Here is a 14,726-nt window from a genome sequence, read left to right as displayed (position 1 = left end):
GGGCAAGGTCATCCTGCAATCACCAGGATGACCCCATGCCTGCCCCGCTCTACCAGAACGGTATCGCCCATCCCGGGCTTGCACCCTTTGCCACCGCCCGCCGCCCGGCGGGCCTTGCGCAACCGGCCCCAGCACAACCGACCCTTCCGCAACCGGCCCTGCCCGAAGCCGATCTTGCCCCCCGCACCGCCAACCCGGCCCCCGGCCTTGCCGAAGCGGCGGCGATCTTCCTGCCGCGCCTCGCCGCCACCGACCAGCCCCTCACCCTTCCCGAACCGGCCCCCGCCGATACCCGCTCTGCGCGCCCGCTCGCCCGCGTCCTGCCGCTGCGCCCGCATCTGCCCCTTTCGGTCGATCCGCTGATCGAAATCCCCGATCGCGCCATGCTCGATCGCCTCGGCCCCGCCTTCGCCCTGCGCCAGGGCCTCATCCCCTGCCGCCGCCTGGGGGATGAGGTGATCCTCCTCACCGCCACACCCGATGCCTTCGACCGCAACCGCGCCCATCTGACCGCCCTCTTCGGCCCCCGGATCCGCCCCCTGCCCTGCCCGCGCCCCCGGATCGAGGCGGCCCTTCTCGCCCAACACGGCCCTGCCCTCGTGCAGGCCGCCGAACAGCGCCCCCCCGCGATCCAAAGCTGCCGCAGCCTTGATCGCATCGGCCTCGCGCTCTGGACCCTTGCCCTTGGGGCTGGCGCCACAGGCGCGGCCATGCTGCGCCCCGATCTGGTCTTCACCCTGCTCATCCTCGGCGCGCTGGCCTCCTTCGCGGCGCTCTTCGCGCTGAAACTCGCCGCCGCCTGGGCCAGCCGCCACCCCATCCCCGAGGCGCGCCCCCTGCCCGACGACGCCCTTCCGACCATCTCGGTCCTGATCGCGCTCTATGGCGAAGACGACATCGCCCCCCGCCTGATCCGCCGCCTTTCGGCGCTGGATTACCCGCGCGACCGGCTGGATGTGATCCTTCTGCTGGAAGCCTGCGATCACCCCACGCGCCGCGCCCTTGCCAGGATCGCCCTGCCCGACTGGATGCGCGTCGTCACCGTGCCCGACGGCACGATCCGCACCAAGCCGCGCGCGCTGAACTACGGGCTGGATCTGGCGCGCGGCGGCCTCATCGGCATCTACGATGCCGAGGACGCCCCCGCCCCCGATCAATTGCGCAAGGTCGCCGCCCATTTCGCCGCGGCCCCGCCCCGTCTGGCCTGCCTTCAGGGCATGCTGGATTTCTACAACCCCGCCACAAACTGGATCGCGCGCTGCTTCACCTTCGAATATGCCGCCTGGTTCCGGCTTGTCCTGCCCGGCCTCGCCCGGCTGGGCCTGCCCATCCCGCTGGGCGGCACGACCCTTTTCCTGCGCCGTGACGCGCTGCTGCAGGTCGGCGGCTGGGATGCCCATAACGTGACCGAGGATTGCGATCTCGGCCTGCGGCTGGCGCGCAACGGCTGGTATACCGACATCCTCCCCTCCACCACGATGGAAGAGGCGAACTGCCATGCCATCCCCTGGATCCGGCAAAGGTCGCGCTGGACCAAGGGCTATCTGATGACCTGGATCGTCCACATGCGCGCGCCCCGGCAACTCTGGCGCGATCTGGGCGCGGCGGGCTTTCTGGGGATGCAGGCGCTGATCCTCGGCTCGCTTCTGCAGGGCGTGGCCAATCCCGCGCTCTGGTCGCTCTGGCTGGTGCCGCTCGGCATGGCGCATCCGCTGGGCGGCCTGCTCTCACCCGAAGCGCTCCGCCTGCTGGCGCTGGCGCTGCTTCTGGCACAACTGGCAGATTTCGCCCTCGTGGCCCTCGCCATGCGGCGCAGCCCGAACCGGCTGTCGCTTCTCTGGCTGCCGATGCTCAAGCCCTATGCGCTGCTGGCCAGCTTCGCCGCCGCCAAGGCCCTGGTCGAGGCGATCTCGCGCCCCTTCCACTGGGACAAGACCAAGCATGGCCAGTTCGACACGGCAGCCGATCCCCCGCCCTGACAATGGCCCGGGCAGCCGCGCTCAGCGCGTCCGGATCTCGCCCGCATCCACCCGCAGGCGTGTTTCAAAGGCCTTGCTGATATGCTGGCGCAGCGCCTGATAGGCCGCCTCGCCATCCCGCGCCTCGATCGCGCGCACGATCTGGTCATGCTCGGCCAGCGCCACCTCATCGCGCCCCTCGGCCGCGAAAGAGGTATTGGCCATCAAGGCCATCGACCGATGCACAAGATCCAGTTGCTGCACAAGGAAACGGTTGTGGCTGGCCAGATGGATCTGCTTGTGGAACCGCTTGTTCGCCCGGCTGAGCAGCTTTGGATCCGCGCCCAAGAGCGCCCGGTCATCCTCGACCATGCCGCGCAGCACGCGGATCTCCTCATCCGTGGCATGCCGCGCCGCCAGCCGCGCCGCCAGCCCCTCAAGCTCCGTCCGCACCGCGTAAAGCTCGGCCAGCTGGTTGTGATCCAGCGAGGCCACGATCAGGCTGCGCCCGTCGCGGGTCAGCATCGCCTGCGTCTCCAGCCGCTGCAGCGCCTCGCGCACCGGCGTGCGCGACACGCCCAGCCGCTCGGCCAGTTCCGATTCCACCAGCCGGTCGCCGGGCTTGTAAAGCCCCGCGTCGATCGCCTCCAGAATCAGCGTATAGGCGTCCTTCTGCACATCCCCTCCACAGGCCACGACTGGATGCATCCGCATACCGTGGCCGACACTAGCCACCCCCTCGCCCCCATGCAACGCCCCCGATGCCGCGCCCCCAAAGCAGCGGCCCCCAAAGCAGCGCCCCATTGCGGCGGCGCCAGACTGGCCTTACCCTGTCCCCATGCCCGCCGAACATTTCTCCCATATCCGCAGCTGGGTCTTCGACCTCGACAACACGCTTTACCCGCCGCACATGCGCCTCTTCGACCAGATCGAAATCCGCATGACGAACTGGGTGATGACCGCGCTCGGCGTGGATCGCGCCCATGCCGATCACCTGCGCGCCAGCTACTGGAAGCTTTACGGCACCACCCTCGCCGGGCTCATGGCAGAACATCGGATCGACCCCGAAGCCTATCTCGCGGATGTCCATGACATCGACTTCTCGGTCCTGTCCCCGGATCCGCTGCTCGCGCAGCGCATCGCGGCCCTTCCGGGGCGCCGCATCGTCTATACCAATGCCGATACCCCCTATGCCCATCGCGTTCTGGCCGCCCGCGGCCTGACCGGGCTTTTCGACGCGGTCTATGGCGTGGAACATGCGGGCTACCGCCCGAAACCCGAACGCGCCGCCTTTGAACAGGTCTTCGCGCAGGACGGGCTCGACCCCGCCACCGCCGCCATGTTCGAGGATGACGCCCGCAACCTCGCCGCGCCCCATGCCATGGGCATGCGCACCGTCCATATCGCCCCTGACCCGGAACCCGCGCCGCATATCCACCACCATGCCGCCGACCTGTCTTACTTCCTCTCCCGCCTGACGGGGCGCTGAAGGGGCGCGCGGCCCGACGCGCGACGCTGCGCCGCAGCAAAGCCCGTTGATCCCACCCGGCTTCGCCCCACATAAAGGGGCAGTAAACCGGAGTCCCAGATGTCGCTTCACACCCCCGCCACCGCCATCGCCATCCAGCCCAGCCTCGCCGGCCGCATCCTGCATGCGACACCGATCCTCGGCCATGTGGCGCGCGACATCGCGCGCGACATCTCGACGATCTATTACGTGCTGACGATCCTTCTGACGCTGATCGTCCTGGCGGTGCAGACCTGGGGCTTCGTGGCCCTTGTCCTTCCCGCCGTGGCCTTCGTGCCCGTTATGTTCACCCTGCTGATCTGGATCACCCTGCCCTGACCCGGCGGGGGGGCCACACGCCCCCCCGCACCCCCCCGCGCGCGCCAACCCGCCGGGGCACTTTGTCGCTTCGCCTTCGCCGCCAACAGGCGTATCTCTTCGCGAAACGGAGGCGGCCATGACACGCGAAAGCACGGAAATCCTCATCTCGGGCGGCGGTGTCGCCGGGCTGGCCGCCGCGGCGGCCTTCGGGGCGGCGGGCTTCAACGTCATCTGCGTCGATCCCCAGCCCCCTGTCACAAGGATGGAGGATAACGGCGCCGACCTGCGCACTACCGCCTTCCTGCAACCTTCGCTTCCCGTCCTGCAGGCGGCGGGCCTCTGGGACAGGCTCTCCCCCCATGCCGCGCCGCTGCAGATCATGCGCATCATCGACGCCGGCGGCGACCTGCCCGAACCCCGCATCGTCAAGGATTTCGATGCCGCCGACATCTCGGACCAGCCCTTCGGCTGGAACCTGCCCAACTGGCTTCTCCGGCGCGAAATGGTCGCCCGACTGTCGGACCTGCCAAATGTCTCCTTCCGCCCGGGCCTCGCCACCACCGCGCTCCTGACCCGCGACAGCGAGGCGCTAGTCACCCTGTCGGACGGCACCCGCATCGCCGCGCGCCTTGTCATCGCCGCCGATGGCCGCGCCTCCACCATCCGCGAGGCGCTGGCCATCCCCACCCGGACCCTGCGCTATGGCCAGAAGGCCCTGGCCTTTGCCGTGACCCATCCCATCCCGCATCGCGACATCTCGACCGAGATCCACCGCTCCGGCGGCCCCTTCACCCTGGTGCCCCTGCCCGATCGAGACGGGCTGCCCTCATCCGCCATCGTCTGGATGGAAACCGGCCCCAATGTGCAGCGCCTCGCCGCGCTGCCCGTCGACGCCTTCGAGGCCGAGATGAACCTGCGCTCCTGCCACATCCTCGGCCCGCTGACCTTGATCAGCCGCCGCTCCGTCTGGCCGATCATCAGCCAGATCGCCGACCGCATGGCCGGCGAAAGATGCGCCCTGATGGCCGAAGCCGCCCATGTCGTCCCGCCCATCGGCGCGCAGGGGCTGAACATGTCACTCGCCGATCTGCGCGTGCTGCTCGACCTCGCCACCGCCGATCGAACGGGCCTCGGCGGTGCCACCATGCTGGATGCCTATCACCGCAAGCGCCACTGGGAGGTGCAGGCCCGCGTCACCGGCATCGACGCGCTCAACCGCGCCTCGATGATGGGCGCGCAAGGACTACGTGACTTGCGCGCCACCGCCCTGAACGCCTTCTATTCGGTCGCCCCGGTGCGCAAGACGCTCATGCGCGCGGGCCTCGGCGTCCGCTAGGAACCCGAGAATTTTCCAGAAAATTCTCGGGTCTCCTCTCCCGAAACTTTTCATGGAAAAGTTTCGGGTCCGGCCCCCGGAAAATCTTTCCTGAAAGATTTTCCGGGCGTTACAGCACCGCTTCGACGGCGCGCTCCAGCCGCGCCACGGTGCCTGGCACGTCCTTCAGCTTGTCCAGCCCGAAAAGGCCCAGACGGAAGGTGCGGAACTCCGCCCCTTCGCCCACCTGCAGGGGAACGCCCGCGGCGATCTGCAGGCCTTCGGAACGGAACTTCGATCCGTTCTGCACTTCGGGCTGATCGGTATAACTGACCACCACGCCCGGCGCCTGATAGCCTTCGGCTGCGACCGAAGGCACACCCTTCCGCGCCAGCAGCGCCCGCACCGCACCCCCCAATTCCCATTGCGCCGCCTTTGCCTCGGCGAACCCCATCGCCTTCGTCTCCAGCATCGCATCGCGGAAGCCCAGGATCGCGTCGGTCGGCATGGTGGCATGATAGGCATGCCCGCCGCCCTCATAGGCCGCCATGATCGCCCGCCACTTCTTCAGGTCCAGCGCAAAGGAATTGCTTTCGGTCGCCGCCAACCGTTCCTCCCCGCGCGGGGACAGCACGACGACCCCGGCCGAGGGCGAGGCCGACCACCCCTTCTGCGGGGCGGAAATCAGCACATCCACCCCCGTCGCTTCCATATCCACCCAGATGCAGCCTGAGGCGATGCAATCCAGCACCATCACCGCCCCCACCTCATGCGCCGCCGCCGCCACCCTGGCGATATAGTCATCCGGCAGGATGATACCCGCGCTCGTCTCCACATGGGGCGCGAACACGGCCTCGGGGCGAACCTCCCGGATCTTCGCCACCACTTCCTCGACCGGTGGCGGCGCATAGGGCGCCCGCGGATCGTTCCCCGTCTGCCGCGCCATCACCACGGTGGTGTTGGAGGCAAATCCGCCCGCATCGAAGATCTGCGTCCAGCGGAAGGAAAACCACCCGTTCCGCACCACCAGCACCGACCCCTTGCCGAACTGGCGCGCCACGGCCTCCATCGCATAGGTCCCGCCCCCCGGCACCAGCGCCACGGCAGACCCGCGATAGACCTCTTTCAACAGCCCCGACACATCCCGCATCACCCCCTGAAACCGCGCCGACATGTGGTTCAGGCTGCGGTCCGTGAAGACGACCGAGAATTCCTGCAATCCCTCCGGGTCGACATGTGCATGCGGCAATTGGGTCATGAGGCTCTCTCCCTGTCACTCATGCCAAATATGGCGCAGCCGCCCCCCAAAGCCAGCCCGATTCCGACATGCCCGCCCGGCCATTTCACTCATTCCCGGAATGGTCGCCGCGGCTCACCTGGCCGAAATCGACGGGATGCCCCCCAGACGGGCTATCCCAAAGGCCCGGGCCGCAACTCTTCGGTCAAAAGCACATTGGCCTCCACATTCCCCACCCCCGGCAGCGTCATGATCCGCCGCCTGAGGACCCGCTCGAAATCCACGATATCCCGCGCCACCACCCGCAGGCGGTAATCGAACAGCCCCAGCACATGCTGCACCACCTGCACCTCCGGGATCGCCACCACAGCCCGCTCGAAATCCTCAAGGCTCACCCGCCCCCGCGTCGCCAGCTTCACCCCCAGAAACACCGTCACGCCAAAGCCCAGCGCCGCGCGGTCCACCTCCACCCGCCGCCCCGCGATGACGCCCGCCTCCTCCAGCCGCCGCACCCGCCGCCAGGCGGCAGGCTGGCTCATCCCCAGCCGCCGCCCGATCTCACCCGCCCCCAGCGTCCCGTCCCGCGCCAAAAGCCGCAGCACCCCGCGATCCAGATCGTCCAGGTCGATCACAGCGGCAGCCCCCCCGCATCCTTGATCGTCGCGATCAGCATCAAGGCCTCCAGCTCCGCGATATGCGGCAGCGTCAGGATCCGCCTACGATAGATCTCCTGATACTGCGCCATGTCCCGCGCGATCACGTTCAGCCGCACATCCACCCGCCCCAGAAACGTCTCGATCGCCACCACCTCGGGCACCTCGCGCGCCGCGGCGATGAATTCGTCGAAGGCCCGCGGATCGGTCTTGTCCAGCGTGAACCGCAACGACACCTCCACCCCATAGCCCAGCGCCCGCCAGTCGATCGCCGCCACCTCCGCCCGGATCACCCCGCCCGCCCGCAGCCGCTCCAGCCGCCGCCACAGCGTCGCCCCCGTCACCCCCGCCCGCTCGGCCAGCACCGCCCGCTCCAGCCCCGGTTCCGCCAGATACTGCCGCAGGATCCGGCGGTCCGTCTCATCCAGCTGCATGATCCATCCACCAAACCGCCATTTCTGGAATGCAAACTCCATCATTCCGCGAAAAATGTCAAACAATGCACCGCGCACCGCCGGAAAACCCCTATCCTCCGCCCATCAACCCAAAGGAGGACCGCCATGCGCGTCTATTATGATCGTGACTGCGACATCAACCTGATCAAGGACAAGAAGGTCGCCATCCTCGGCTACGGCTCCCAGGGCCATGCCCACGCCCTCAACCTGCGCGACTCGGGCGCCAAGAACCTCGTCGTCGCCCTGCGCGAAGGCTCCCCCTCCGCCAAGAAGGCCGAGGCCGAGGGCCTCAAAGTGATGGGCATCGCCGAAGCCGCCGCCTGGGCCGACCTCATCATGTTCACCATGCCCGATGAACTCCAGGCCGAAACCTACCGCAAATACGTCCACGACAACCTCCGCGAAGGCGCCGCCATCGCCTTCGCCCACGGCCTGAACGTCCACTTCGGCCTGATCGAGCCGAAAAAGGGCGTCGACGTCATCATGATGGCCCCCAAGGGCCCCGGCCACACCGTCCGCGGCGAATACACCAAGGGCGGCGGCGTCCCCTGCCTCGTCGCCGTCCACCAGGACGCGACGGGCAAGGCCATGGAAATCGGCCTCTCCTACTGCTCCGCCATCGGCGGCGGCCGCTCGGGTATCATCGAGACGAACTTCCGCCAGGAATGCGAAACCGATCTCTTCGGCGAACAGGCCGTGCTTTGCGGTGGCCTCGTCGAACTCATCCGCATGGGCTTCGAAACCCTGGTCGAAGCGGGATACGAGCCGGAAATGGCCTATTTCGAATGCCTGCACGAGGTGAAGCTGATCGTCGACCTGATCTACGAAGGCGGCATCGCGAACATGAACTACTCGATCTCGAACACCGCCGAATACGGCGAATACGTCTCGGGTCCGCGCATCCTGCCGTATGCAGAGACGAAGGCCCGCATGAAGGCCGTGCTGACCGACATCCAGACCGGCAAGTTCGTGCGCGACTTCATGCAGGAAAACGCCGTCGGCCAGCCCTTCTTCAAGGCCACCCGCCGCATCAACGACGAGCACCAGATCGAACAGGTCGGCGAGAAACTGCGCGCCATGATGCCCTGGATCTCCAAGGGCAAGATGGTCGACCGCGCGCGGAACTGATCATCCGTCAGTGTTGAGTAAGGGGGGGCGGTCCGGGAGGGCCGCCCTTTTCTCTGGCTCGCGCGTTCACCAATCAGGCTGACAGAATTAACCATGCGGGTTGACAGATCGGCCCGTTTCGCTATATCTTGTGGGAAAGAAGGGGAGCGACACCAATGGCAACCACGGAAATCGGAAAGGAACTTAGGCGGTTAAGGGTTGAGCGGGACGAACGTATGCTGGACATGGCGGAACGACTTGGCTTGTCCTCGGCCTTCATTTCAGCGGTCGAAACAGGGAAGAAAAGCCCGCCGACCGGATTTGAGGAAGCGGTCGTGCAAGTGTATCGGCTTGCCAATGATGCCGCAGACCAACTGCGCAGAGCGGCTGATAGGTCACGTAAGGCCTTTACGCTTGAGGCGAACGACGACCTCCAGCGGGACACCTTTGGCCTAATGGCAAGGCGGATGAACGACCTTTCGTCCGAAGAACTCCAGAAGATCCTCACCATCCTTCAGGCAAAGGGGGACAAGACATGATTGAGCCGGACGATTACTTGGTGCCGCCCCGCACATGGGCGCAGATCGACAAGCAGGCTGATGCTGTCCGAGAGGTCTTGAAACTCACAAACCAGCCAAGAATAGATATCGTCCGCGTTGTAGAGACGGTCATTTGCAATGCGATGGAGTTGTCAGAGTTTCAGGTATTCTCGAAATCAGAAATGGGCCACTTGGAAGGACTTACCTGCCCTCAGGGTTCATTCATTCGGTTTAGAGAGGACGTCTACGAGCGAGCGTGTGAAGGAGACGGGCGAGCAAGGTTTACCTTCGCACATGAGTTAGGCCACCTCATTCTGCATCGAAACGCTCCCTTGGCGCGAGCTTCCAAGCGAGACGGTACACCCTCCTACATGCTTGCCGAGCCGCAGGCTAACAGATTTGCCGCAACCTTGCTAATGCCCAAGGCCCACCTCTCACAAACTGACGAGGCGAGCGACGTGGTTAGAAGGTTCGGCGTGTCTTGGGAAGCCGCGAGTAACCGCCTGTCCGACATCAAAAAGCGGGGAGGCCTTTAGAGCGAAGCCCAAGGCTACTTGGACTTCGCAAAGTTTTCGGTACCGTGCATGAGGGGCTTGACGGTGCAGAGCCAATCAGACGCGACACTCTAAGTTCTCGCGAAACAAAGAGTAAAGCGTTCGCTCTGATTTGGCAAGATACGCCCCGCCGAAGGACTAACGCCATGGCAGATCGCAACGATGTTCCGCCTGGTTTCCGTTTGGTGTTCCGCCCCTGGCGGACATGCCCGACTACGGGCCAGCGTCTGTATGCCAAGCTTTACGGCATCAAGGCGTGGCCAATTCTCGTAGCCGAGTGAAGCACCACAACACACCTGCGGGCGCTCAAGTGCGCCCGCAGAATTCGCAACAAGCCAAATGGAGATGACCATGGGCAAGAAGACACTGACGATTGGGCGTAACGCCAAGACTGGGCGCTTTACGACCGTCAAGGTTGCCGCGACGAAGAAATCGACGCACGTCGTCGAGAAGATAAAGCGGTGACTTAAGCTTGTGGGACGGGTTCGCCCGTCCCACCCCTATCTTTCCCCCCCGAAAAAGCGCATACCCTCCCCACGCCCCCGTCTCCCTCGGGGCGCAACCCCGAACCTCGGTGGCCGGCCCTGCCTATGCCCCCCGTCGTCGTCCGGTCTGACCCCGAAAGGACGACCCATGGGTATCTCCACCCCCAAGCCCCCCTTCAACCTTGCCGAATTCCTGGCGCAGAAGGCCTCGCCCGCCTCGCGGCGCAAGCCCGCATGGAACCGCCCCCGCACCCCCGCCCCCATCGCGGACGAGGTCGAGGAAGAAACGCCCAAGGAGTAGGGCGGGGTTCACCCCGCCATCCGCCCCAAAGACCCCCCCGCCACCGCGGGAAAGGCGTTAACCAAACCCAGCGGCAGCGTGCGCTGCGTATGCACGCCTGTCTGCACTGCACGTCTGCACCGGGCGCGGCACGCCCGAACTCAGCCCGCCGCGCGTTCCACGGCGGCCACGATCGTGCCCACCACCTCTTCCAGCAGCGCCGCATCCTCGCATTCCGCCATCACCCGCACCAGCGGCTCCGTCCCCGATTTGCGGATCAGGATGCGCCCCTTGCCCTGCACCCGCCGCTCCTGTTCGGCGATCACGGATTGCACGGCGGCGGCCTCCAGCGGGGCCTTTCCGGCACTGTAACGCACGTTCCTAAGCATCTGGGGAACCTCGACAAATTGCCGCGCCAGCACCTCGGCCGCCTCTCCCGTCCGCGCCATCTCGGCCAGGAATTGCAGCCCCGCCACCAGCCCGTCGCCGGTGGTGGCATAGTCGGTCATCACGATATGGCCCGACTGTTCGCCACCCAGGTTGAACCCCCCCTCGCGCATCCGCTCGACGACATAGCGATCCCCCACCGCCGTCCGCTCCAGCCGCAGCCCCCGCCCCTCCAGGTGCCGCTCCAGCCCCAGGTTCGACATCACAGTCGCCACCAGCGCCCCCCCCCGCAACCGCCCATCCTCGGCCCAGCGCGTGGCCATCAGCGCCATGATCTGATCGCCATCCGCGACGCGGCCCCTGGCATCCAGGATCATCACCCGATCCGCATCGCCATCCAGCGATATCCCCACATCCGCGCCATGGGCGACCACCGCCTCGGCCGCGGTCTGCACATGGGTCGATCCGCAATTCTCGTTTATGTTCTTGCCGTTGGGGGCCACACCTACGGCAATCACCTCGGCCCCCAATTCCCACAGCACCTCGGGCGCCGCGCGATAGGCCGCGCCGTTGGCGCAGTCGATCACCACCTTCAACCCGTCCAGCCGCACCCCCGCGGGCAGCGTCGTCTTGACGAATTCCTGATAGCGCCCCCGCCCATCCTCGATCCGCTTCGCCCGCCCGATCGTCTCGGGCGCGGCCAGCGCGATCTCGCCCGCCAGCATCGCCTCGATCTCGGCCTCGGCCTCATCCGAAAGCTTGAACCCGTCGGGGCCAAAGAACTTGATCCCGTTATCCTGATGCGGATTGTGCGAGGCGCTGATCATCACCCCCAGATCCGCCCGCATCGACCGCGTCAGGAACCCCACCGCCGGCGTCGGCACCGGGCCCAGCAGCAGCACGTTCATCCCCGTGCTGGTCAGCCCCGCGGTCAGCGCGTTCTCAAGCATATAGCCCGAAAGCCGCGTATCCTTGCCGATCACCACGCGATGCGCGGCGCGTCCCTCGCGGCGGAAATACCGCCCCGCCGCCGCCCCAAGCCGCAACGCCATCTCGGCGGTCATGGGAAAGCTGTTCGCCCGCCCCCGCACACCATCGGTTCCAAAGAGCTTGCGCGTCATCCATCCACTCCATTCACCGCCAGCCAAAGCCGCAAGGCCTGCCGCGTCTCGGCCACGTCATGCACGCGCAGCACCTGCGCGCCCTGCGCCACCCCTGCCAATGCCACCGCCACGGACCCGGGCATCCGCCGCGCCGCCACGTCTTCGCCCCCGATCGTGCCGATGAACCGCTTGCGCGATGCGCCCAGCAGAAGCGGCACCCCCAGATCGTGAAACAGCGACAACCGCCGCAGCAGGGCCAGGTTATGCGCCGCCGTCTTGCCGAACCCGATCCCGGGATCGACCATGATCCGCCCCCGCGCGATGCCCGCCGCCTCGGCAGCGGCGATCCGTGCCTTCAGAAAGTCGTAAACATCCAGAAGCACATCCTCATAGCGCGGGTCATCCTGCATCGTCGCGGGCGTGCCCACCGAATGCATCAGGATCACGGGCGCACCCGCCTCTGCCACAACCGACGCCATCGCAGGATCGAACCCCATGGCCGCCACATCGTTCACGATCCCCGCCCCCGCCGCCAGCGCCGCCCGCGCGACGGGCGCCTTCCGCGTGTCGATGGAGATGGGCACCGAAAGCCCCCCCTCGCGCAGCGCGGCAATCACCGGGGCGGTGCGCGCCACCTCTTCGGCCAGCGCCACCTCGGCGGCACCGGGGCGCGTGCTTTCGCCGCCGATATCCAGCAGATCCGCCGCCCCGGCCATGGCGCGCGCCTGCGCCAGCGCGGCCTCGGGCGCAAGAAAGCGCCCACCGTCCGAGAAACTGTCGGGCGTCACGTTCAGGATGCCCATGATCTGCGGCCTGTCCATCGGCAGGCCGCCGAAGGCCGGGCGCGGCGCGGCAAGCCTGTCGCGCACCTCGCCGGGCAGCCGCGCCACGGGCAGCACTTCCGGCGGCGCATCCCGGCGCAGCACCTCTGCCTGCGAAAACCAGCACCAGCCACCGGCAAGGGGCAAGGCGCCCGCAGGCCGCGCAGGATCGACAGATGCTATCGGGCGGTAATAGTCCATGGCCCTTGCCTAGGCGCAGCGCCGCCCTCGCGCAAGCCCTGCCCGGCTCAGCCGCGCTCCACCGGCACGCGGCTTCCTGCCGGCACTGCAACATCGCCGTGAACGATGATGCCGCTTGCGGCCATCACCTCGGCCAGCCACAGCGCCAGCGCCACGGGATCGCGGCTCTGCGGCCCGTCCACCGCATCCAGCACCAGCTTGGACGGCGCCCAGACGATCATCTGCCCGCGCTTGATCGCCCAGTCGATCTCGGTCCGCGTCGCCACCACCACGCAGCGCGGATCGCGCGCCGCCAATGCCCAGGCATTCTGCTCGATCGCCAGAAGGTCGATCCGGCGCTGCGTCGGCTTGTGGCCGGTCTGCGGGCGCGGCAGATCGGGCAGGCCCACCGTCAGGATCACCGGCAGCCCGCGCGCCTGCAACCCGTCCAGCCGCGCCGCCAGATCCGCCCCCTGCACCGCGGCATTGTCCAGATAGACGACCAGCGGATGCACCGCCGATTCCACCCCGTCCGATCCCACCGCCCGCAGCGGCGCCTCGGCCCGGCTGCGCGCGATCTCCACCCCCAGCTTGCCGGGGCCGCGATCCAGCTTTTCCACCCGCACGAAGGCCCGCATCGCCTGCGGTTCCGCCAGGATCCGCTCCGCCACCCGCTCGGCCAGGGTCTCCAGCAGGTTCAGCCGCTCTGCCGCCAGTTCGGCGGAAATCGCCTCGGTGATCCGGTCATAGCTCAGGATCTTGTCCACATCGTCATCCAGCGGCTGCGGCTGCGGCCGCACCTCGACCACCACGTTGAACTGGATGCGCTGGCGCGTGCCCCGCTCCTGCTGGAAGGCGCCGATCTCCACCTCGACCACATGATCGCGCAGCGAGATCCGGTCGCGCGGATCGGCGCTGGCCGAGGCGACGGCACGCTCCTCGGGATGCGCAAAGGCAAGACGGATGTCGCTGGTCATGGGCTCGCCTCCTCGGGCGCGGAACGTCGGCGCAGAAATCTCCGGGGCAGGTTATCCCCTGCCTCCGGCCCTTCCATGTCCGAACCCGGCACAAACCGCAAGCAAGGCGACCCGAGCCGCCGCTTTTCAGTTCTGCCGATAGAAGAGATGCGCCCCGATCGCCGCCGTCTGCGGAAAGCGCCGCGCCCAGCCGGGACGGACCCAGCGGGTATGGAAATGGGTGGCCCCCATCGTCAGCGCGCGCGGCGCGCCATCCATCATCACCCGGGCCACGCGCTCGGCCCGCCAGGTGGCCTCGGCGTCGCGCATCCGGTCGGCCCGTCCATCGCAGACATAGCTGAACTGGCATCCGCCGCCGCCGCGCTGCTGCACCACCCCGCAGATGGTGCGGGGATAGTCCGGGCTGTCCACGCGGTTGAGGATGACCTCGGCCACCGCGAACTGCCCGCGCAGGCTTTCGCCCCGCGCCTCGAAATAGATCGCCTTGCTCAGGCATTCCCATTCCGCATCGCCCGAAGGTTCCGGCTGCGCCGCAAGCCAGGCATCGTCATAGCGGATCACCATCGGCGCGCCGACCGCGGGCTTGCCCTTGGTCGTCCGCGTCTCGATCTTCGGGCCGACGGCCAGTTCCGTCAGCCGCGACTCGGGCAGCGCCGCCATGGCCTGCCGTTCGGTGCCCAGAAGCGCGCCGAAGGTGCTGCCAAGGGCAGCGGTCGGATCGTTGGACTGGCTCACCGTCACGTCGGCGAAGGCCGCTCCATTCAGGATGACAGCGGCAACCGCCCCTGTGATCCAGCCTGTATGCAAGCGCATGGTCTCGTGTGTCCCGGTCTGTTTCAGCCGTGTC

General features: G+C 67.2%; 16 protein-coding genes. 8 read left to right on the top strand and 8 right to left on the bottom strand.

The genetic code is table 11. The annotated features are described in order from the left end of the window. Nucleotides 1–35: 35 nt before the first annotated feature. Nucleotides 36–1,979 (top strand): glycosyltransferase family 2 protein, encoded by a 1,944-nt coding sequence (locus G5V65_RS03720; RefSeq protein WP_165047167.1) that lies wholly within the window; start codon nt 36–38, stop codon nt 1,977–1,979. Between the two features lie 21 nt (nt 1,980–2,000). On the opposite strand, the gene G5V65_RS03715 is transcribed toward G5V65_RS03720, so the two are convergent. Then, nucleotides 2,001–2,636, bottom strand: coding sequence for an FCD domain-containing protein (locus G5V65_RS03715; RefSeq protein WP_165047236.1), 636 nt, complete (start codon nt 2,634–2,636; stop codon nt 2,001–2,003). 160 nt (nt 2,637–2,796) lie between these two features. Between G5V65_RS03715 and G5V65_RS03710 the strand changes: the two genes are divergently transcribed. The 3 genes from G5V65_RS03710 to G5V65_RS03700 all read left to right on the top strand — a co-directional run bounded on the left by G5V65_RS03710 (nt 2,797) and on the right by G5V65_RS03700 (nt 5,122). Continuing rightward, nucleotides 2,797–3,447, top strand: coding sequence for a pyrimidine 5'-nucleotidase (locus G5V65_RS03710; RefSeq protein WP_165047165.1), 651 nt, complete (start codon nt 2,797–2,799; stop codon nt 3,445–3,447). Between the two features lie 99 nt (nt 3,448–3,546). Further along, entirely contained in the window at nt 3,547–3,804 is a 258-nt protein-coding gene (locus G5V65_RS03705) for a hypothetical protein (protein ID WP_165047164.1), read from the top strand. A gap of 118 nt (nt 3,805–3,922) precedes the next feature. Next, complete coding sequence (locus G5V65_RS03700) at nt 3,923–5,122, top strand: UbiH/UbiF family hydroxylase (RefSeq protein WP_165047162.1); 1,200 nt, start codon at nt 3,923–3,925, stop codon at nt 5,120–5,122. Between the two features lie 109 nt (nt 5,123–5,231). On the opposite strand, the gene G5V65_RS03695 is transcribed toward G5V65_RS03700, so the two are convergent. From G5V65_RS03695 to G5V65_RS03685, 3 genes are all read right to left on the bottom strand, one after another. Further along, entirely contained in the window at nt 5,232–6,359 is a 1,128-nt protein-coding gene (locus tag G5V65_RS03695; RefSeq protein ID WP_165047161.1) for an aminotransferase class V-fold PLP-dependent enzyme, read from the bottom strand. Nucleotides 6,360–6,511: 152 nt separating this feature from the next. After that, nucleotides 6,512–6,970 carry an Lrp/AsnC ligand binding domain-containing protein gene (locus tag G5V65_RS03690; protein ID WP_165047159.1) on the bottom strand — a complete coding sequence of 153 codons (459 nt, stop codon included), beginning with the start codon at nt 6,968–6,970 and terminating at the stop codon, nt 6,512–6,514. Continuing rightward, nucleotides 6,967–7,425 carry an Lrp/AsnC family transcriptional regulator gene (locus tag G5V65_RS03685; RefSeq protein ID WP_165047234.1) on the bottom strand — a complete coding sequence of 153 codons (459 nt, stop codon included), beginning with the start codon at nt 7,423–7,425 and terminating at the stop codon, nt 6,967–6,969. The genes G5V65_RS03690 and G5V65_RS03685 overlap by 4 nt, the downstream gene beginning before the upstream one ends. Nucleotides 7,426–7,551: 126 nt before the next feature. Between G5V65_RS03685 and ilvC the strand changes: the two genes are divergently transcribed. From ilvC to G5V65_RS03665, 4 genes are all read left to right on the top strand, one after another. Beyond that, nucleotides 7,552–8,574, top strand: coding sequence for a ketol-acid reductoisomerase (ilvC, locus tag G5V65_RS03680; protein WP_165047157.1), 1,023 nt, complete (start codon nt 7,552–7,554; stop codon nt 8,572–8,574). A 155-nt stretch (nt 8,575–8,729) separates the two neighbouring features. After that, nucleotides 8,730–9,092, top strand: a complete 363-nt coding sequence (locus tag G5V65_RS03675) for a helix-turn-helix domain-containing protein (RefSeq protein WP_165047155.1) — start codon at nt 8,730–8,732, stop codon at nt 9,090–9,092. Then, nucleotides 9,089–9,628: an ImmA/IrrE family metallo-endopeptidase gene (locus tag G5V65_RS03670; protein ID WP_165047153.1), complete on the top strand. Its 540-nt coding sequence runs from the start codon at nt 9,089–9,091 to the stop codon at nt 9,626–9,628. Before G5V65_RS03675 ends, G5V65_RS03670 begins: the two co-directional genes overlap by 4 nt. A 651-nt stretch (nt 9,629–10,279) precedes the next feature. Then, on the top strand, nt 10,280–10,432 hold the full coding sequence (locus G5V65_RS03665; protein ID WP_165047152.1) for a hypothetical protein: 153 nt from the start codon (nt 10,280–10,282) through the stop codon (nt 10,430–10,432). Nucleotides 10,433–10,572: 140 nt separating this feature from the next. Here G5V65_RS03665 and glmM read toward each other — a convergent pair whose 3' ends face one another. The 4 genes from glmM to G5V65_RS03645 all read right to left on the bottom strand — a co-directional run bounded on the left by glmM (nt 10,573) and on the right by G5V65_RS03645 (nt 14,692). Continuing rightward, a complete protein-coding gene (glmM, locus tag G5V65_RS03660) occupies nt 10,573–11,919 on the bottom strand; it encodes a phosphoglucosamine mutase (RefSeq protein ID WP_165047150.1) in 1,347 nt (448 codons plus the stop codon). Continuing rightward, complete coding sequence (gene folP / locus G5V65_RS03655; RefSeq protein WP_165047148.1) at nt 11,916–12,923, bottom strand: dihydropteroate synthase; 1,008 nt, start codon at nt 12,921–12,923, stop codon at nt 11,916–11,918. The genes glmM and folP overlap by 4 nt, the downstream gene beginning before the upstream one ends. A 47-nt stretch (nt 12,924–12,970) precedes the next feature. Beyond that, nucleotides 12,971–13,879 carry a dihydroneopterin aldolase gene (locus G5V65_RS03650; RefSeq protein WP_165047147.1) on the bottom strand — a complete coding sequence of 303 codons (909 nt, stop codon included), beginning with the start codon at nt 13,877–13,879 and terminating at the stop codon, nt 12,971–12,973. 126 nt (nt 13,880–14,005) lie between these two features. Further along, nucleotides 14,006–14,692 carry a cell wall hydrolase gene (locus G5V65_RS03645; RefSeq protein WP_165047145.1) on the bottom strand — a complete coding sequence of 229 codons (687 nt, stop codon included), beginning with the start codon at nt 14,690–14,692 and terminating at the stop codon, nt 14,006–14,008. Nucleotides 14,693–14,726: the final 34 nt, after the last annotated feature.

Source organism: Paragemmobacter kunshanensis (genome assembly GCF_011059185.1).
GTDB classification, from domain to species: domain Bacteria; phylum Pseudomonadota; class Alphaproteobacteria; order Rhodobacterales; family Rhodobacteraceae; genus Paragemmobacter; species Paragemmobacter kunshanensis.
This window is presented reverse-complemented; position numbering and strand designations above follow the sequence as displayed.